At 48.4% G+C, this 19,074-nt stretch carries 16 protein-coding genes; 1 reads left to right on the top strand and 15 read right to left on the bottom strand.

Translation table 11 applies throughout. The features are described from left to right. Positions 1–59: 59 nt before the first annotated feature. From hflX to AB3N00_RS00310, 13 genes are all read right to left on the bottom strand, one after another. Positions 60–1,346 (bottom strand): GTPase HflX, encoded by a 1,287-nt coding sequence (gene hflX, locus AB3N00_RS00370; protein ID WP_413032778.1) that lies wholly within the window; start codon positions 1,344–1,346, stop codon positions 60–62. Between the two features lie 118 nt (positions 1,347–1,464). Next, the gene (locus tag AB3N00_RS00365) at positions 1,465–2,436 is read right to left on the bottom strand and encodes an AAA family ATPase (RefSeq protein WP_413032777.1); all 972 of its coding nucleotides are present in this window, start codon (positions 2,434–2,436) and stop codon (positions 1,465–1,467) included. A 109-nt stretch (positions 2,437–2,545) separates the two neighbouring features. After that, positions 2,546–3,109, bottom strand: coding sequence for a DUF402 domain-containing protein (locus AB3N00_RS00360; RefSeq protein ID WP_413032776.1), 564 nt, complete (start codon positions 3,107–3,109; stop codon positions 2,546–2,548). Positions 3,110–3,394: 285 nt separating this feature from the next. After that, positions 3,395–6,070, bottom strand: a complete 2,676-nt coding sequence (locus AB3N00_RS00355; protein WP_413032775.1) for a PBP1A family penicillin-binding protein — start codon at positions 6,068–6,070, stop codon at positions 3,395–3,397. 169 nt (positions 6,071–6,239) lie between these two features. Next, entirely contained in the window at positions 6,240–6,482 is a 243-nt protein-coding gene (hfq, locus tag AB3N00_RS00350; protein WP_017687918.1) for an RNA chaperone Hfq, read from the bottom strand. 227 nt (positions 6,483–6,709) lie between these two features. Further along, positions 6,710–6,895: a hypothetical protein gene (locus AB3N00_RS00345; protein ID WP_413032774.1), complete on the bottom strand. Its 186-nt coding sequence runs from the start codon at positions 6,893–6,895 to the stop codon at positions 6,710–6,712. A gap of 242 nt (positions 6,896–7,137) precedes the next feature. Further along, positions 7,138–8,091: a tRNA (adenosine(37)-N6)-dimethylallyltransferase MiaA gene (gene miaA / locus AB3N00_RS00340; protein ID WP_413035147.1), complete on the bottom strand. Its 954-nt coding sequence runs from the start codon at positions 8,089–8,091 to the stop codon at positions 7,138–7,140. Further along, positions 8,075–8,860 carry a class I SAM-dependent methyltransferase gene (locus tag AB3N00_RS00335; RefSeq protein ID WP_413032773.1) on the bottom strand — a complete coding sequence of 262 codons (786 nt, stop codon included), beginning with the start codon at positions 8,858–8,860 and terminating at the stop codon, positions 8,075–8,077. The genes miaA and AB3N00_RS00335 overlap by 17 nt, the downstream gene beginning before the upstream one ends. Before the next feature lie 17 nt (positions 8,861–8,877). After that, a complete protein-coding gene (mutL, locus tag AB3N00_RS00330; RefSeq protein WP_413032772.1) occupies positions 8,878–10,962 on the bottom strand; it encodes a DNA mismatch repair endonuclease MutL in 2,085 nt (694 codons plus the stop codon). Between the two features lie 18 nt (positions 10,963–10,980). Beyond that, complete coding sequence (mutS, locus tag AB3N00_RS00325; RefSeq protein WP_413032771.1) at positions 10,981–13,770, bottom strand: DNA mismatch repair protein MutS; 2,790 nt, start codon at positions 13,768–13,770, stop codon at positions 10,981–10,983. 206 nt (positions 13,771–13,976) lie between these two features. Then, a complete protein-coding gene (locus AB3N00_RS00320; protein WP_413032770.1) occupies positions 13,977–15,227 on the bottom strand; it encodes a putative amidoligase domain-containing protein in 1,251 nt (416 codons plus the stop codon). A 110-nt stretch (positions 15,228–15,337) separates the two neighbouring features. Next, the gene (locus tag AB3N00_RS00315) at positions 15,338–15,898 is read right to left on the bottom strand and encodes an outer spore coat protein CotE (protein ID WP_095286426.1); all 561 of its coding nucleotides are present in this window, start codon (positions 15,896–15,898) and stop codon (positions 15,338–15,340) included. A gap of 75 nt (positions 15,899–15,973) precedes the next feature. Then, the gene (locus AB3N00_RS00310) at positions 15,974–16,951 is read right to left on the bottom strand and encodes an aromatic acid exporter family protein (protein WP_413032769.1); all 978 of its coding nucleotides are present in this window, start codon (positions 16,949–16,951) and stop codon (positions 15,974–15,976) included. Between the two features lie 243 nt (positions 16,952–17,194). Between AB3N00_RS00310 and AB3N00_RS00305 the strand changes: the two genes are divergently transcribed. Further along, on the top strand, positions 17,195–17,317 hold the full coding sequence (locus AB3N00_RS00305) for a hypothetical protein (protein ID WP_413032768.1): 123 nt from the start codon (positions 17,195–17,197) through the stop codon (positions 17,315–17,317). 103 nt (positions 17,318–17,420) lie between these two features. Here the strand turns inward: AB3N00_RS00305 and AB3N00_RS00300 are convergent, their stop codons facing one another. Further along, the gene (locus AB3N00_RS00300; RefSeq protein WP_413035146.1) at positions 17,421–18,212 is read right to left on the bottom strand and encodes an ABC transporter permease; all 792 of its coding nucleotides are present in this window, start codon (positions 18,210–18,212) and stop codon (positions 17,421–17,423) included. A gap of 41 nt (positions 18,213–18,253) precedes the next feature. Further along, positions 18,254–19,048 (bottom strand): ABC transporter ATP-binding protein, encoded by a 795-nt coding sequence (locus AB3N00_RS00295; protein ID WP_413032767.1) that lies wholly within the window; start codon positions 19,046–19,048, stop codon positions 18,254–18,256. Between the last annotated feature and the right edge of the window lie 26 nt (positions 19,049–19,074).

Here is a 19,074-nt window from a genome sequence, read left to right as displayed (position 1 = left end):
ATATCTAACGCGTAATATTGATTATCGTGTCAACTTACCACATTAATGTGTCATGTATATTACAGTTCAATGAAATCTTCAAGTAAATAACCGAATTTTTCATATTCCCCTTTTTGCAGCTCTACTTGATAAATCACATCGTTTTCTTCAAAAGTCGTTTCAACGACATCTCCGATTTTGTAGAGTACAGAAGTCAGATCCCCACGTTCTGCAGGAATCCGAAACCGCTTCGTGTCCCCGGTTAACTCTTCCTGAATACGCTCCCTAATCTTCAGCAGGTCAGCTTCATCCAGCGCACTTACCTTCATATGATCTTTGTCCAAAGGAAGCATTTCCAGCTGCTCCGGTGTGCAAGCATCTTTTTTGTTATAGAGAACCAATTGAGGCTTGTCCCCGGATCCCAACTGCTGTAGAATTTCGTGCACCGTTCTCATCTGATCTTCGCGCATTGCAGAGGAAGCGTCCACAACATGTAAAATAAGATCTGCTTCATTCACTTCTTCCAGAGTCGCACGGAAAGCTGCAATCAGATCATGCGGAAGGTTTTGAATAAATCCAACCGTATCTGTAAGCACGATCTCTTTCCCACTCGGAAGCTCCATCGTACGTGAAGTAGGATCAAGTGTTGCGAACAGCTGATCTTGAATGTAAACATCAGCAGCAGTCAATTGTTTAAGCAGTGTGGATTTACCGGCATTCGTATAGCCAACGAGTGCTACCTGAACAATTCCTGTCTTTTTGCGACGCTCACGGTGCAATTTACGATGACGTGTAACCTCTTCCAGATGCCGTTTCAGATCATCAATGCGTCCCCGAATATGACGACGATCCGTCTCCAGCTTGCTTTCCCCCGGTCCACGTGTTCCGATTCCCCCACCAAGCCGGGAAAGGTTTTTGCCATGCCCCGATAAACGTGGCAGCAAATAGCTGAGCTGAGCCAATTCAACTTGTATAATACCTTCTCTTGTATTTGCGCGCTGAGCGAAAATATCCAGAATCAATTGAGTACGGTCAATAATCTTGAGATCCAGTGCCTCTTCCAGATTTCGAACCTGGGCTCCAGACAATTCTTGGTCAAAAATCGCTGTGGTAGCACCAAGTTCCTCTGCGATTGCGCGAAGCTCCTCCACTTTCCCTTTACCGATAAACCATTTTGTATCTCTGGTTTCCCGATTCTGAGACAGTACACTCAGCACTTCAACTCCTGCAGTCTCTGCAAGTTTCACCAATTCTTCCAGTGAGTACTCCGGATTAATGCCTGAGCGCTTCACTTCATCGGTAATCAGGCTCACCAATACGGCGCGGTCTTTCTTGACTTGCTCTGTATCATGTGTGGTATTTGTCATATTCTATGTGCCCTCCTTCTAAAACTCATCTACATCTATTTCGTTTATTGTTCCCTCATAGCATACTTTAAGCCGAACCGGTTAACCCGGCCGGCTGATCCAAAAAAACCATTATCGCTTACTTTCGCTCAAACTTCAAATCCTCTGTGCGAATCGTCATGAGCTCCAATTTCCCGGGACTGCTTTGGGTGTACTGCTCCAGCAATCGAACTGCTTGATGGCGAATGGCGCGCTCAATTGCGTTACGAACATATCGAGCATTACTGAACGCGTGCAGAGAATCATTTTTTTCCTGAAGCAAATGGTGCTTTAACTTAAGGATGGTCTGTGGCATCAAGATATAGTCTCGCTCTTTCGCCATGATTTCCGATATTTGAATTAACTGATCTATGCTGTAATCCGGAAATTCAACCTGAATGGGGAAGCGGGACGGTAATCCCGGATTTGTCTGCAGAAAAAAGTCAATTTCTTCAGAGTATCCTGCCAAAATCAAAATAAATTGATTCTTATGATCTTCCATGGACTTCACAAGTGTATCAATAGCTTCCTTGCCAAAATCCTTCTCGCCCCCGCGCGCCAGGCTATATGCCTCGTCGATAAACAAAATACCCCCAAGGGCTTTTTTAACCAGATCTCGCGTTTTCTGTGCCGTATGTCCAATGTACTCTCCGACAAGATCGGCCCGTTCAACCTCAATGAGGTGCCCTTTACTCAGCACACCCATCTTTTGAAACAGCTTTGCGACAATCCGCGCCACTGTTGTTTTACCTGTCCCCGGATTTCCTTTGAAAATCATATGATACACGTGCGCTCCACTGAGCAAACCTGCTTCTGAACGCATTTGGGCAATTTGCAAGAAAGCATAGATTTCAAATACAAGCTCTTTGATATTTTCCAATCCCACCAACTGCTCCAGCTCACCCTGAATCTCCTGGAAATGTCCATGCTTTGCTAACCCCTTGGCTGCCTGAACTGGTGTCTCCTCTTCCTTGACCAACATCTGAGGCTCCTGGTTTCGCAATACAACATTAATTTGTCTGGATGGTCTGCCTCCCGGTTGCCCTCCTGCAGCCATAACCCGTCCGTTCATTCGCCATCACCTCTATTTTATCGGGCTGATCTCTCCTGATTATTAATGTATTCTATCAGATGCTCCAATATTAGAAGGATGATGAAGTAATTCTGTGCTTGATCAAAACTCAGATATGAACGTTTTTGCGAAATTCTCCGTTCTCGAACAAGGTTTGCCGATGCTTCAGCGATAGTTGAAAATAAGGAAACACATGAGCATCGATGGCATGCAGCAACTCCTTGGCCGTTCGATTAGCCAGATCATAATCTCCAGTTGTGATATGCTTGCGCGAAAGTGCGTCTTCAAGCTCATCCTCATCCAGCAAAAATACCTCTCCATCTTTCAGGACAACGACATCCAAATAGAGATCATCAAACCAAGGAACCCCCTGGTCCGTTATGCCCTGACTGCGACAGGTGTCAATATACCATTCAACAATACGCTCCTGATTGTCAAACATGGCAGTGACCACAAAATGCTCGCCCTTAGGGTAGTACTGCAGCCATGAATATCCTTTATCCGCGATGCAAAAGGTACTCCCTCCATAGGTTTTCCACAAAGGTTCTTTCAAATCCTGTATGGTATACAACGTAATGTAACCTGTGAAAACTTTGGATTGTACAAACCGGCATGTAAATTGTCGGTTCGTAATCCGGCGCCAGTTCGCGCGGTCCCCGAATTTCCGTTTCATACGAACCCCTCTTTGCCGACCACAGGTCCTTGACCTGTTCTCATATTGGTGAACACTGAATAACGTCCGCAATCCCGATTCCGTGACTTCCGAATCAGTTTTGCACAACGTATTACGATAGTTACAGCTTACCATATTTAAGTTATACACTCAAAATTAAGCTTTGCCCCACCATGTCGGCTGTCAAAATCCAAATGAAATGAACTATAAAATAAAAAAACCTGCCTCGCCGAATAATCGGGAAGCAGGCTCTTGAGAAAAGCATTCGTTACTATTCAAATCACGTTAACCATCAGTACCGGTCTGTGATTCGACCGAAGTATCATTTTCACCTGTATTGCTTTCGGTTCCGGTATCAGGCGTTACAATTTCACCAGGGGTCGTAACAGAACCGTCAGTCGAACCATCACTGTTTCCACCTGGCTCCGTAGTTCCCTGATCTGGGGATGTACTTCCATCACCAGACTGTCCATTCCCTTGCCCTGGTCCGCCATTGTTACCATTACCGTTGCCATTATTTCCGTTGTTACCATTACCATTGCCGTTGTTTCCGTTATTCCCGTTGTTGCCATTGTTTTCTCCAGAATTGCCATTGTCCGGCGTACCGATATCGGGATTCTCTGTACCAGGCTGCTCAGTGCCCGGATCCGTTTCCGGATCTATGCCTGGGTCAGGTTCCACTGGATCAATCTCCTGGGCCTCAATCATGAGAGATATCGTATTGGACGGGTCTGTTTCAAGTCCGGAGGCCACATCAAAGGCAGTGACATAGTACTCATATGTCAGTCCTGGAAGTGCACTTAAATCCTGTGCAGTCGTAGATCCAACCGCATCGATTAGGTGCGTGAATTGGGCCTCTGATGTTTCTTTCCGATAAATACGATACTGCGTATTGGCATCCCCGGTACCAGTCCAGTTTAGCGAAACGGTCTGAGAGGCCGGATCGTATGCTCCGCTCAATCCACTTACCGACAACTGCGGCTGCTCTGGTTCCGTTTCTTCCGGTGGTGGTGTCTGAGCCCCTTCAGGTGCTTCAAAGTCCTTCACAGGTACGCCCTTCAGCGCTTCCGTCATGACTTTGGCAAAGAAAGCAGCGGACAGCTTACTGCTGTTTTTGAGCATATGGGTTGCATCCGGATTGTCATACCCCATCCAGACGGCTGCAGTCCATTCAGGTGTATATCCGACAAACCATACATCACGGTTCGCATTGTTGCCAGCGATGCCGCTCTGCACCGTACCGGTTTTACCTGCTACAGGTCGATCCAGTCTTGCTGAACGTCCTGTACCATCATTGACTACGTTTTGAAGCATTTGAGTCAGTGAATACGCATTTTGTTCACTCATGACACGCGTGGTTTCTGACTTATCATGCTTGTAAACAGCCTTATCTGTGCTGTCTTTAATCTCTTTAATCGAATAAGCCTCTTGATATTCACCCAGATTGGCAAATGCACTGTAGGCTTGCGCCATCTCAAGTGTGTTTGTACCTTTGCTGAGACCGCCCAGGGCGATCGCAAGGTTTTTATCTTCATCTGTAAGCTGAATACCTACACTTTTCGCAAATTGAACACCCGTATTCACACCTATTTTATCAAGCAGCCATACGGCAGGAATATTCTCCGACTTCGTAATGGCTTCCGTCATGCTAATGGTTGAAGAGTATCCGTGCAAGTTGCCTGGACAATAATTGCCAAAGCACTGCTTCTGATTGCTCAGCGGCGAATTGGCGTTGTAGTCGCCAGACTCCAGTGCAGGGGCATACGACACAATGGGCTTGAAGGCCGAACCCGGTTGTCTACGGCTCTGCGTTACCCGGCTGTACCCCTTCGTTTGATAGTCTCGACCACCCAACAGGGCAACCAAGCTGCCATTTTCATGGTTCATGATAACCATGGAGCCCTGCACCTTCTGGTCATCCTGACTTTCCTCAAACAAACTGTCATCCGAGAATGCACTTTCCATGGCCGTCTGAGCCTGAGCATCCATGGTCGTATAGATTTTGTATCCGCCGATGTTCAGATCATCTTCTGTTTTGCCAGTTACGCGTTCCGCTTCACGAAGAACATAATCAATAAAGGCTTGGTATTTTTGCTCTTTCTCCGGCGGCGTATACTCATAATCTACCGCTTTGGCTTCATCCATCTCATCTTTCGTGATGTAACCTTGTTCGTACATCAGCTGCAGCACCACACCACGGCGTGCTTTGGAATCGTTTGGATTGCTCAGCGGGTTATAAGCAGAAGGTCCTTTAGGCATCGCTGCCAATGTGGCAACCTCCCACAACTCAAGCTTATTCAAATCCTTTTTCCCAAAATAAAATTCGGATGCCGCTTGAATTCCGTAACGCTGGTGACCGAAGAAGATCCGGTTCAAATACATCGTCAGAATTTCGTCTTTTGTGTACTTGCGCTCCAAAGCCATCGCAATGGATACTTCAGTTGCTTTCCGGAAGAATGTTTTGTCACGGGACAAGAACATATTCTTCGCTAGCTGCTGGGTCAGCGTACTGCCGCCCTCTACCATGGAACGGGCCATAACGTCTTTTACCGCTGCACGTCCGATGGACCAGATATCCACACCCTGATGCTCGTAAAACCGTTTATCCTCTGTTGCAACAAAAGCTTCTTTTACCAGTTTAGGGATAGCATCGCTCTCAATGGGTTCCAGTTTTTTAATCGACAGCTCGCCCATTAGTTGGCCGTTACGGTCATATACTTTCGACGTCTCATTAATAGTTGTTTTGTCCATGTTGGCTGTAAGCAGCCGCTCACCACTTACCATGATAAACAGATACCCGCCAAGTGCACAGAAGATGGCGATTGCCATGGTGAAAAATAGTGTCCATCCAACGCGTTTACCCGTAATTTTTTTCTTTTTAGAGGTCTTTGGCTTCGCTTTTTTGGTTGACTTGTTATTACTGTTGCGATTGTTAGACCTCGACAACGGATCGTTTGGCATGTTACCTCCTGACTCCCTTTCGGTTGCGTAATTTCTATTCGCCTGATGGCTAAGGCTTATCATAAACCTTTTTTGCCCGGAATGAAAAGAACAACCCTTGTGAAGGTTGCTCTGCTTCAATTCCTATACTTGTAGACGAAATGGTTGTAGAAAAGGTTTCGAAATTTTTTTAAGCTTCGCCGCTGTTATCCTGCTGCATCAGCGATACGCTGCGTTGCGGCGTGAACGTGGAGATGGCGTGCTTATAGACCATTTGCTGGCGTCCGTCGCTGTCAATGACGATCGTGAAATTGTCAAATGCCTTGATCGTCCCACGGATTTGGAAGCCGTTGGTCAGATAGACCGTAGCTGGAATGTTTTCTTTCCGCAGTTGGTTCAAGAACGTATCTTGGATGTTGATGGACTTGTTCATTAGCCGTACCCCCATTGGTTCATTTGAATTCGTTTTAAGATAGTATTCAATATCGCTGAGTAGCTTTCGTGCTATTATATCATGAACAGTTTCATATAATCCACAAAAACCCCTTGTCCCCACATTTGCATCTCGGAATCAACCTGGCATGCAGCTAGAAGACTTATCCATTATACACCGCTTGTCTAATTTGCAAAAGAGGGACAAAATCTTCGTTTTAGAGCGCTTTAATCCTGTTCTACCTGATCCACCAAAGGTTTCGTCAACGCCTTCGTTAAAGGAACATTCTGGCGCTGCTTTCGGTCCTTAATCAGCAATTTCAGGTATGTATTGGTATTGGACAGAACGATAATTACCCAAATTAGGGCAATAAGACCCAGAATAGCGAGAGCAGCTCCATATAATCCGGACAAAAGAGATATAGACTCGTACCAGCACTCATGCCTGCATCCATCCAGCTCACTCCTTTCTTGGGCATATAACTTTGATCTTCATTCCTGTTGTTATGTGCTTTTATTTTAATGTTCATGTTATTTTTTACAATAATTTAATACAACTCTCCCTCTTCATTTAGGTGAAAATAATAAAACCTCTACCTTTTCTGAAACAAAAAGATAGAGGTTCTAACGTCCCATATGGGGCCTATTTTCACATTCTACGTGTAGTCAAACTTTTGTTTAATCAGTGTACATACCTGCTCATATTTCCCTGCAAAATTTTCCGTGTCCGTCATATCCACCCATTCGATGTCCTTCATGTGACGGAACCAGGAGAGCTGCCGTTTGGCAAAACGGCGAGTATCTCTTTTCAGCCATTCCACCGCAGCATCCCAGCTCACTTCGCCTTGAAGATATGCCGCTATTTCCTTATACCCCAGTCCCTGCATAGAGATATGCCCTCTGGCAACACCACGCTCCAGCAATGACTTCACCTCATCAACCAGGCCTTGCTCAATCATCAGATCGATTCTCTCTTCAACCCGGGCGTATAACTTCTGGCGATCCATGGTCAAACCGATAATACTGAGGTCATATGGAGATTCTTTTTTCTGTGATGCCAGCTGTTCGGACAGTCGCTCTCCTGTAAGATGGTAAATCTCAAGGGCGCGGACGATTCGCCGCTGGTCATTCACATGCAAACGATCTGCACTGACCGGGTCTATTTCTCTTAGTTTGTCATGAAGCGCTTGTGCACCATGTACCTCAGCATAGCGGAATTGTTCTTCCCGAAAAGCCTCATCCGACCCACTTTCCGAGAATTGAAAGCCGTAACAAACCGACTCCACGTACAGACCGGTACCTCCAACAATAAAAGGCAGCTTGCCACGTGCATGAATCTCACTGATCAAACGGGTACAGCTCTCCTGGAATTCTGCCACCGAATATGGATACTCCGGTTCATGGATATCTATGAGATGATGGGGCACTCCCTTCATTTCTTCAAGGGTAATTTTCGCCGTTCCGATATCCATCTCACGATATACCTGCATTGAATCTCCCGAGATAATCTCGCAATTGAACGCCTGTGCAAGCTCGATACTCATTCTTGTTTTGCCCACTGCTGTCGGTCCGACCAATACAAGCAGTTTCGGTTTATCTTCCGATTTCAACATTTATCACTCCGTACAGTGTTTTTGCATTGGCGCGATCCAGCACCTCGAATCCGAGCCTTGTAAATTCTGCGCTGCCGCGCTTTTCTTTCATCACTACCCGTTTACGGGCTACTCGTTTGGCTTCCTCTATGCTCTGTATGTCCAGTGCATGGGGGTTCGCATAATCCCGCAAAGGCTGAATGGCACTCGAATCCATCATTGGCTCGCGGAACATGGGATCGAAATAGACGGTATCACAGCTTCGATCAGGCAAGGTGCGAAGGAAGTCCAAGTGATTGGCATGTCGTAATTCGATCCTGCGAAAGGCTTCATCGACTTCTGGCTGACTACTTTCGTAATGTGACATTCCCTCCAACAACAGCGCATAGAGCTGCAGCGAGCTTTCGCAAGCAATAACCCGTCCTTGCTTCCCTGCCGCGACCGAAAATACCAGCGCATCCGTGCCCAGTCCTGCGGTACAGTCAACAATGGTATCTCCCTTAAGAACAGCTCCCGCTTCCAGCATTGGATCAGATTCTCCACGCAGTACACGTTTGGCGCGAACGAATCCCATACTCGGATGAAACTCAAGCTGCGGTGCATCCTTGCGGTACAAGCGTGCCTTTCCCTGAAGCACGACCAAAATTTCGTTTATTCCGTAACGTTCGAATAGCCTGGACAGTGACTTTTTATTGCGCGGCACATAGGTGCCTCCTGTCGTTTCCGCAAGCTTGCGTGCGCGTTCAACAAGAGAAGCAGCCTCTGTATCACCGGTTGTAATATACATAAGTTCCTCCTAAACAGCTACATGACCCGTTTGAACAATTTCTCCAGATCATAGGTTGAAAATGAAACGACAATCGGTCGCCCGTGTGGACAAGTATAAGGCTGGCGACAGGAACCGAGCCGCTGGATGAGTGTCTCTGCCTCCTGTGCTGTCAGCTTCTGGTTGGCTTTAATTGACGCCTTGCAAGAGCACATAATGGAAGCCGCTTCCCGCATCTTGCCCACATCAATGCTGCGCTCACTCAGTACCCATTCAGACATTTCCTCGATGATATCTTTCTCATCCCCTTTGGGAAACCAAAACGGATGAGAGCGCACGCGGAACGTCTGCCCGCCGAAATGCTCCAGATATACACCAGCCTGTTCGAACCAGGCGAGCCTTGTTTTGAGTTTTTCCGTCTCGGACGGGGTAAACTCCAGCGTGATCGGCAGCAAGAGCTCCTGCGAAGCTTGAGCAGGGTTGCCAAACTTTTCGTAATAATACTCGTAATTCACGCGCTCGTGCGCGGCGTGCTGATCGATGAGATAGAGCCCATCTTCATTCTGGGCGATCAGATACGTACCATGGTGCTGACCGATCAGGCTAAGTTCAGGGAATGAAGGCATGCTCGCATCCGACTTCACCGCAGCTGCGAGCTTCGCTGTGTCAGGCAAACTGGAGGCCTTCCAACTGCGCTCTCCATTGGAACTGACTGCCGCTTTATATGATGATCGACTCTCTCTAACCTGCGTATTCGTGTTACTGGAACGATATGCAGGGGCAGCATCTTGGGTTGGTGATGGACGTTCATCCACCTCAGCCCGATCGAGTGCGAATGCTTGGAACGGATTCATCGCCGTGGCCTGATCAGGTGGCGGTGCATCCGGCAAGGGTGGTACCTCAGTAAAGAGTTCTGGAGCCTGTCCTGGTTGAATATCAGCAGGTGCATCCAGATCGTCCTCTTCTGCAGACGGTTTCCCTGAAACTGAGGTGTGATCTGCCTTTTCTTGTGTACCCCTAGCTTCCGACTCTGGCTCATCCTTGAACGGACCTCGAGGAAAGAGAAATTGTTCCTGTATAAATGAACTGTTGTCTCCTCGTCTAATCTGCTGTTTGGTGACTTGTGGAATAAGTACTTCCTGCCTCAGTATGCCACGCAGCGTCGTTTCAATAAATTCGTACAATTCCGCTTCCTTGCTGAATCGCACCTCCAGTTTCGCCGGATGCACGTTTACATCCACAAGTGAAGGGTGCATCTCAAGCTGCACCACGACGAGCGGAAACCGATTTATCGGCAAAAGCGTGTGATACGCTTTGAGAATCGCCTGATTAAGGCCGTAATTGCGAATAAATCGACCATTCACAATCGTTGACATGCCGCCCCGGTTGGCACGAGTCCATTCCGGAAGACTGATCAACCCGCTCACGCGATAATCCAAACTCTCTCCCTGGATAGGCAGCATGGCTTTGGCCGCACTCGTCCCATAGATCGCTGCCACTACCTGCAGCAGATCGCCGTTACCGAGCGTTTGCAGCAGCACATTGGCATTATGCCGCAGTGTAAATGAGATATGGGGATGAGACATGGCCATCCGGTAGAGCACATCCGAGATGTGTCCCAGCTCGGTCTGAATGGTTTTCATATACTTCAGCCGTGCAGGGGTATTATAAAATAACTCTTTGACCACAAACTCTGTACCTTGGGGTGACGCTGCATCCTCGTGTGCACACAGTTTGCCCCCCTCAATCACAATCCTACGTCCGCGACCATCGTCCCCGCTGGCGGTTAGCACTTCGACCTTGGAGACAGCCGCGATACTAGGTAGTGCCTCCCCCCGGAAACCAAGACTTGTAATCTGGAAGAGATCACGTCCGTGGGTAATTTTGCTGGTTGCGTGACGGTAAAAGGCTGTTTCCAGATCATCAGGTTCAATACCTGAACCATTGTCTTTCACACGAATGCTGAGCAATCCACCTTCTTCAACAGAAACTTCAATTTTGGTGGCGCCGGCATCCACGGAGTTCTCCAATAATTCCTTTACAACCGAAGCAGGTCGTTCAACCACCTCACCTGCCGCAATCTGGTTGGCAATATGTTCGTCAAGCACATGGATTTTCGCCACAGGTTTCCCCTCCCGTTATCAGGATAATTGCTGTGCCTTTAATTTGAGATCGTTCAATAATTGCATCGCCTGTAGAGGCGTCATGTTCATTACATCAATGTCTTTCATATTGCGGATAAAATCCCGCGTCGGTTTGTCCACTGCGACTACTTCCGGTTTGGTTGCCACGTTCGGTTCATCATCACCGAATATGGAGAGTTGGACAACATCTTGTTGTCTGGAACCTGATTTATTCTTGTTATGTTGTTCCTTGACAGGCTCACTCTCCAAGTATGCATCCTCTTTATATGAGGAAGTGGCCACGACTTCTTCGCGAATGATGGATGGTCCATTACCGTCAGTTACCATCTGTCCTGTATCGACATCCGAACCCGATTTCGCTTTTCCTGCAAACTCACTGCCAACCGCAACCTGAGCTGCAGCATGTTCAAAACCGTGCAGCAACCCATTCGCTCGTTCAATAATGCTGTCCGGCAGACCTGCAAGTCGTGCGCAGTAAATGCCATAGCTGCTGCTTGCTGCACCCGGAATCAGTTTGCGCAGGAAGTTCACTTTGTCACCACTCTCCTGTACAGCCATGGAGTAGTTTGCCAGTTTATCCAGACTTTCTTCCAGGTGAGCCAGTTCATGAAAATGCGTCGATACGAGCGCTTTACAGCCTATGATGTCGTGCACATACTCAATGACGGATTGGGCAATCGCCATGCCTTCACTGGTAGACGTTCCCCGGCCCAATTCGTCGATAATGATCAGACTTCGCGGTGTCGCTTTATCGGTCATTACCTGAATATCCGCCATTTCCACCATAAACGTACTTTGGCCGCCAATCAGATCATCCGCCGCTCCAATTCGTGTAAAGATGCGATCCATGATCGGTACTTCTGCCTGGCCTGCAGGTACAAAACACCCGATCTGCGCCATAATCGAGATCAGTGCAACCTGTCGCATGTACGTACTTTTCCCAGCCATATTGGGGCCTGTGATAAGTAGAATGTGTGCCTCTTCCTCTTTCATTGCCGTGTGGTTGGCAATAAAAGCACCATCCCTCATCACTGCTTCCACGACTGGATGACGTCCTTGTTCCACCACAAAATCATAGCCGTCTGTCAGCGTTGGTCTTACAAAATTCCGCTCTGCACTGATCACCGCGAAGGATTGATACACATCAATTTCCGCAACCTGTTCAGCCAATTTCTGAAGTCTAGCGATTTCCTGGTTCAACCGATCCCTAAGCTCGGCAAACAATCCATATTCGATATCAACCATCTTGTCCTGTGCTTCGAGAATCAGCGTTTCTTTTTCCTTCAGCTCAGGAGTAATGTAACGTTCCGCATTGGCAAGGGTCTGCTTCCGCTCATAACGACCCTCTGGCAGGGAGGCCAGATTGGATTTCGTAATTTCAATATAATAGCCGAACACTTTGTTGTAGCCGATTTTCAAAGAACGTATGCCAGTTGCTTCACGTTCCTTCGCTTCCAGCTCGGCAATCCACTGTTTGCCGTTTACCGAAGCTTCCCGCAGTTCGTCGAGTCGTTCATGATATCCTTCACGAATCAATCCTCCATCCCTTACGGAAACCGGTGGCTCGTCCACTATGGCCTGCCCAATGGCATCCCGCAAGTCACTGCAGTCATCCATCAACTCCGCAATGTTCTGCAGCGTTGTAGAAGAGGATTCAGCACAATACTGACGCAGTCCGGGGATTTTATCGAGGGACAGTTTAAGTGCATTCAGATCGCGCCCGTTGGCATTCCCGAAGGCTATTCGTCCCACCAGTCGCTCCAGATCATAGATGTCCTTCAGTTCAGCGCGCAGATCCTCACGTAAAATGAACTGATTGTATAGCGTGTCCACCGCTTCAAGACGCTCATTGATTTTCCCTTTTTGCAGCAACGGCTTATCCACCCACCGCCGCAGCATCCGCGCACCCATGGATGTCTCCGTCTTGTCCAGCAGCCAGAGCAACGAGCCCTTCTTGGAACGCTCACGCACCGTTTCAACCAGTTCCAGGTTACGTCTGGTGAACGGATCCAGAATCATAAAGTGATCCGGCTCATACGTTGAGATTTGCGTCAGCTGCCCCAGGGACCGCTTCTGCGTTTCACTCAGGTACGAGAACAGACGTGCAACGCACGCTTGACGTTCAGGCTCCAGTCTCGCCCATGCAGCCTCACCGAATTGTTGCCGAACAAGGTCTTCCTTGCTCTTCGTCCATGGCGTGTATACAACTGGTCTCCCGATTGGGGAAGACTGCGCAGCAACTGTATCCAGAAGAGGCCCATCACCGACTAATTCCGAAGGTTCATAGATCCCGATCTCATCTTTCAGCCATTCCTTGGAATACGGAACTGATGTTACATACAACTCTCCAGTCGACAGATCACATGCCGCGAGCGCCAGTGTATTGTGGTTTCCCGTCAGGCAGACCATATAATTGTTGGATTTGTCTCCCAGTGTCTTGCCTTCCATCACTGTTCCTGGCGTAATAACTCGTACGATTTCACGTCGTACCATACCTTTGGTTACTGTCGGGTCTTCCATTTGCTCGCAAATGGCAACTTTATATCCTTTTTCAATCAGACGCTGTATGTAATTGTCAGCCGAATGATAAGGCACACCGCACATTGGGATCTTCTCATCCCCACCGCCTGCACGTGCAGTCAGTGTAATTTCGAGTTCACGGGCTGCATTGACAGCATCCTCGAAGAACATCTCATAGAAATCACCCAATCTAAAAAAAAGAAAAGCGTCTTGCGCTTCGGCTTTCACTTGTAAATATTGTTGAATCATTGGCGTGTACTGAGCCATGAATATCCTCCATCCGTTCCTATATTGTCAGGAAGAGTCCCTGCCCTTGAAGGAACAATAAGGCGGTCAGGCACATCTACGTGCCTCCGCCTCATGTTTCGGCCATCTGCCGCTTCCTTCACAGACTGCTGTTTGCATGTCTTCCATAGCTGTAATCAGATCCAAAATTGAATTGATTTCTATTATAACAAAAAAACTTCCACTCTTCATGAACCTGCACGAATATTCCAGACTTTGCGAATATCCCTGCTCTCATCCCACGTTCTGCCCTCTCTCAGCTGGCGGATCAAGGGTGCTGCATATTGTTCATATCTTGCATATCCATCCAAGCCGGCCAGATCATCGAGGAGCGCTGGAATGTATGTCTTCATTTGATCCCGATCACCTTCATAAAATGCAGTGTGCACTGCCGTGTTCATCAACGGACGCTGACGGAGTGTGGAATAGGAAGCGGCGATAAGACCCGCAAGGGCTACAACTCCTTTGGCAACGAGTGGAGAGACCAGAAAACTGGGCAGTGTGCGGTACTCGAATCCACCATAGTTCTTCAGGCGAAAATCACCAAGTGCCCCGTACCTTGGACGTCTGCCTGAACCACGCGGGTCCTGCAAAAACGCAAGCGGCAGGGCCAGATAATTGTCCAGCCCACGCAGCAATTCCCCATTTAGCGTCACTCCGCTGAAATGAACATGTCCGCCAAGCGGCAGTCCGCGCTGCGGCATTCCTCCGGCCTGCCAAATTAACGAATGGTCGGTTATACTGCGGGAAGCAAGTTCAAAAGCTCTAAGCAAGTGGGTGAGCAGTTCACGCGGTTCCGAGCTGGGTGCAGGGCGAAGTTCAGCAACTGGATAGATTCTTCTGCCCCCAATCGTCACGGAATCACACCCCGCCATACCTGTACGTCCCAGAAATCTCGAGGCAGGTATGATTTTGGATTCGGGCATCTGTACAAGCAGAAACTCCGGGTCCATTCCGAGCACGGGCGTTACCTTATTCCGGTTCTCCTCATCAAGTTGAGACTGCAGCTGCTTCCAGCTTGCCCGGTACATGACGGATAGATCTGTCATGCCCTTCCATGGCCGAGGGTCAATAGACAGAACTGCACATCCGTTTTTTCCGGAGGCTTCCAGGCGCACGGCACCGTGATCAAGTCCAAGGGTATATAACGTTTTGACAGCAAGCCGCTCGATTCGTTTGAATAGCGTTGAGGTTGTTTCACGATCCAGTAAGCTTTCCTGTGAACCGCCCATGCCGCTGGTATCTCGACGTTTAATTCTGAGCGCCTGCAGGCAGCAGATCTCTACGTCGTAACGCGCTCGGAGTCCAGGTTCCCTCTTCTGCCTGTCACGTGAGGCGAGCACTTCAATACCGGCTCTCTCCAATCGACCTGCTCGTTCACCTGGCAGCATTCGTTCGTATCGCCTTGCAGCTTGCTCTGCCTCCTCCATCACATTCATTCGGTCCCTCCTTTCCATCGCCCAAAAAAGAAAAAAGAGGGCTTGCGCCCTCTTCACTGCCGCTTGCGGCGCATATGATACCTTAGCTAAGGATACAAGAGACGTTGAACTTACAGTTCTTCGTCAAGCAGGTCCGGATCAAGATCATCATAATCTTCATCCGTGCTGCCGAAGTCATAATCCTTGTCTTCATAGTCACCACAACCATCTGTGCATACCTTCACACAAACTTTGGTCTCGGCAACCAGTTCAACAGCGAATTCCCGTTCTACCCGGATAATTACGCTGCCTCCACCTGCTGATACTGTGGCTTCCACACAGCTCGGTTCCTGCGTTGCATCCGCAGATACCTCCACTGTGGAAGCCCGGTGTTTCGGATCCAGGTAAGACAAAGGCACATGTTCTACATACGACACCGTTTCTTTGGCTACATCTGTCTGCGAATTTTTGTCATAGGAATACCAGATGTTGATATCGTAAGTACCAATAACTTCAATTCCGTCCCCCGCTGATACGGCTTCATATTGGTGGTTGATAATCCAAGCCCCCAAAATACTGGTCGGACCATTAGGCGGAGTCACGGTATGTGTTACGGTAGAGAACTTACGACCTTTGCCGCAGATCGCCTTCGTGATGATCTCTCTACATTGATGTTTATGACTCAATGACATCTTTAAACCTCCTCCATACAATCATTCACTACAAGTGTATGCAGGGCATCCGTCTAGGGTGACAACTATTTTCTATTATTCGTTTGTAGATTGGGACCGGTCCGTCATCGGGGAAGGCGCTTTGTCCTTCTTCGCAATTTTCAGATACAGCGCGAGTTCCCGGCACAGCTGGAGAATCGCGGAACGAATCTCGAATTCTTCCCTTGTATCCGGCAGCTCCATCCGCCTGAATTCTTCCTGCACATCTGCGAGAAGTTTTTCAGTTCGTCCGGTGTAAGATTCCGTGAGCACATCCTGACTGAGCTGATCAAACAGCTCTGACACCATTTCGGCATGAGGCATCTTTTGATAAATCTGGGATACCAGATGCATCATGTGCTGGATGGAGTCCAGCTGCGTTTTTCGCATGTAAAAGTATACGCTCCACTCTTCGTTCGGATGAATCACCTGATTCTCCAGCGAACGCTTGGCCGCTTCTATACCGCCCAGGACAGCCTTATCGGCTTCGATTAATTCTTTCCCTGCCCACACTTCATTGGGATTGCGAAGCGTAGCGGCAAACTCCTTGAAAATCACTGAAAATAATTCGTCGATCCTTTTGCGAATCTGAAGCATCTGCGGATCTGCTGCAGGCATGTAGGCCAGGTTAACAACCATCGCCGATCCCAGGCCGATCAGCAATAAAGCAATCTGCACCAAAATGACTTGTACGTCCATCTCCCCGCCACTAAAGACGCGAAAGACTACGACGGAACCCGTCACAATGCCTTCCTTGAATCCGGCCCGAACAATAACCGGAAACGCAATCAGTATGTACACGGCCAGAACCCAATAATGGAAGCCTAAAAAGTGAAAAAGTACACTTGCAAACAAAAGTCCTACAACGGAAGCGAAGAATCGCGCCGAAATTGTGCGAATGCTTCGTTTTCTGGTAACATCGACACCAAGAATCGCGAGCAAGCCTGCCGATGTTGGTCCAGGCAAGCCGCACCAGTCCGCAATCAGAACAGCCATCAGCGCGGCAATTGCGGTTTTGATAACCCTAAAACCCATTTCTCATTCCCTCTCCTCTAAGCTGTTTATGCATCCTAGCCAGCTCTTCGTCCCATCCGGTAGAATGCCTGTCCAGCTTCATGCCTCTAACAAAACTGCGTTAGCCCCGCACTCGTCATACCTAGTATTACACACCCTGCGGCAAACCATTTCCCATTTCTTGAAAAAAAAACTAGAAGTGATGGACAAGCCCGTTCAATCACATTTAAAAAGATAAACAGCATCAACCGACATGCCCAATGCATGCCGGTCACAACAATGCGTCCCGGATGTGGGACGCTGGCTATTTTGATCCACGCGACAGAAGCCGCAGGACCCACTCCTCCAATCATTGCATTCATGAAGGACTACACGGAATATTCGTAATAGTATGGTACTTGATTTTACTGTATCGGGCAACGTGACACCCCTTGTGAAATTGTATACATAGCATGAACCGCTATTTTGTATTAAACCTGATCTTGCAGTATTATCTGCGTCCTGCCAGCAGTTTGCGCTCTACATACACTACAATCTGATACATTGCTGTAGCTACAGCCGCGATAATCAGCAGGCTCGATAGCACTAGGGTAAAATTGAATACCTGGAATCCGTAGATGATCAGGTAACCCAGTCCCTCTTTTGCAACCAAAAATTCACCCACAATAACACCGACCCAGGCCATACCCACATTTACTTTTAATGTAGAAACAATTGCGGGAAAAGAAGCCGGCAGTACAACTTTGGTGAAAATCACGGACCGGTCGCCGCCAAATGTTCGAATCACCTTGATGTAATTGTCGTCAACTTCATTGAAACTGTTATATACGACAAGAGTGGTGATGATCACCGTAATGGACAATGTTGTCATGACAATAGCGGTAAAGCCCGCACCAAACATGACGATAAAGATCGGACCCAGCGCCACCTTAGGCATACTGTTGAATACGACCATATAGGGATCAAGCACTTTGGACAAAAAAGGAGACCACCAGATCAGGACCGCAAGCAGCGTTCCGACAAGCGTCCCCAGCAAAAAGCCTACGGCCGTCTCCCCCACGGTCACCGCGACATGTGCCCATATTTCGCCACTGGCGATGTCCTTGCCAATTTGAGTGAAAACTTTGCTCGGATAACTGAACAAGAGCACATCAATCCAGCGCAGCCTTCCTGCCAGCTCCCACAACAAAAACATGCAGACCAGCAGGGACAACTGTACCAAGAGCACCTTGCGGCGCCATTTGGCGACCTGCTGAATATGGCTTTGGTGCAGCTTCTGCATCCATTCTTCGCGGCGCATTTCCTGCTTCTCTCTCATCTGATTCACCCGTTCTTCTCACCTCCTCCAGACTGTTCCAGTTCACTCCACAGCGCCTGGAAGAGCTCATTGAAACCTTCTTGTTCCCTTGCAAAAAAAGGCTGAACCTTTCGAATTCCTTCCGGTATGATAAACTCCTTGCGAATACGCCCAGGATTGCGATCCAGAACAATAACGCGGTCACTCACCGCAATGGCTTCTGAGAGGTCATGTGTGACAAGCACCGATGTTTTCCCGGATTCCTTGAGCGTATCCGACACCAGATCTTCCAACTGCAGCTTGGTCTGGTAATCGAGCGCAGAGAACGGCTCATCCAGGAGCAGCAAGGACGGTTCGGTCGCCAGTGTCCGTACGAGCGCGACCCGCTGTCTCATGCCCCCCGACAGTTCTGAAGGATACAAATTCTCGGTTCCTTCGAGCCCCATACCTGCCAGCAATTCGCGTGTTCGATTACGGCTCCGTTCCTCCAGCCTGCCCGTCAGTTCAAGTCCAATCAGCGCATTGTCCAGAATGGTACGCCATGGGAACAGATAGTCCTGCTGCAGCATATAACCAATCTGGGCGGATGGACCTTCAACCAACTTCCCTTTAATCTTTACTTCTCCAGCCGTCGGGGTGAGCAGTCCGGCGATGATGGACAGCAGCGTTGTTTTGCCGCATCCGCTCGGACCAACGAGACTGACAAACTCTCCTTTTTCGACCTGAAGACTCAGATTTTCGATGACCAATGTTGCTTCACGCTCACTGACATACACTTGCGAAATTCCTTCCAGTCTTATCACCGTATCGGATTCAGGCATACATATCCCTTCCTTTCCTGAATGCC

It is taken from the genome of Paenibacillus xylanilyticus (genome assembly GCF_047246825.1).
Taxonomy (GTDB): domain Bacteria; phylum Bacillota; class Bacilli; order Paenibacillales; family Paenibacillaceae; genus Paenibacillus; species Paenibacillus xylanilyticus_B.
Note: the sequence above shows the minus strand (reverse complement) of the source record. Positions and strands in the feature narration are given on the sequence as shown.

Coding starts and splice junctions, on each gene's coding strand:
- AB3N00_RS00320 (WP_413032770.1), bottom strand. CDS start 15,227: ATGAATGTGATGGAGGAGGCAGAGCAAGCTGCAAGGCGATACGAACGA.
- AB3N00_RS00305 (WP_413032768.1), top strand. CDS start 17,195: ATGCCGGTCACAACAATGCGTCCCGGATGTGGGACGCTGGCTATTTTG.
- AB3N00_RS00365 (WP_413032777.1), bottom strand. CDS start 2,436: ATGAACGGACGGGTTATGGCTGCAGGAGGGCAACCGGGAGGCAGACCA.
- hfq (WP_017687918.1), bottom strand. CDS start 6,482: ATGAACAAGTCCATCAACATCCAAGATACGTTCTTGAACCAACTGCGG.
- AB3N00_RS00310 (WP_413032769.1), bottom strand. CDS start 16,951: ATGGGTTTTAGGGTTATCAAAACCGCAATTGCCGCGCTGATGGCTGTT.
- AB3N00_RS00360 (WP_413032776.1), bottom strand. CDS start 3,109: ATGAAACGGAAATTCGGGGACCGCGCGAACTGGCGCCGGATTACGAAC.
- AB3N00_RS00295 (WP_413032767.1), bottom strand. CDS start 19,048: ATGCCTGAATCCGATACGGTGATAAGACTGGAAGGAATTTCGCAAGTG.
- AB3N00_RS00315 (WP_095286426.1), bottom strand. CDS start 15,898: ATGTCATTGAGTCATAAACATCAATGTAGAGAGATCATCACGAAGGCG.
- mutS (WP_413032771.1), bottom strand. CDS start 13,770: ATGGCTCAGTACACGCCAATGATTCAACAATATTTACAAGTGAAAGCC.
- hflX (WP_413032778.1), bottom strand. CDS start 1,346: ATGACAAATACCACACATGATACAGAGCAAGTCAAGAAAGACCGCGCC.
- AB3N00_RS00355 (WP_413032775.1), bottom strand. CDS start 6,070: ATGCCAAACGATCCGTTGTCGAGGTCTAACAATCGCAACAGTAATAAC.
- AB3N00_RS00300 (WP_413035146.1), bottom strand. CDS start 18,212: ATGCAGAAGCTGCACCAAAGCCATATTCAGCAGGTCGCCAAATGGCGC.
- AB3N00_RS00335 (WP_413032773.1), bottom strand. CDS start 8,860: ATGTATATTACAACCGGTGATACAGAGGCTGCTTCTCTTGTTGAACGC.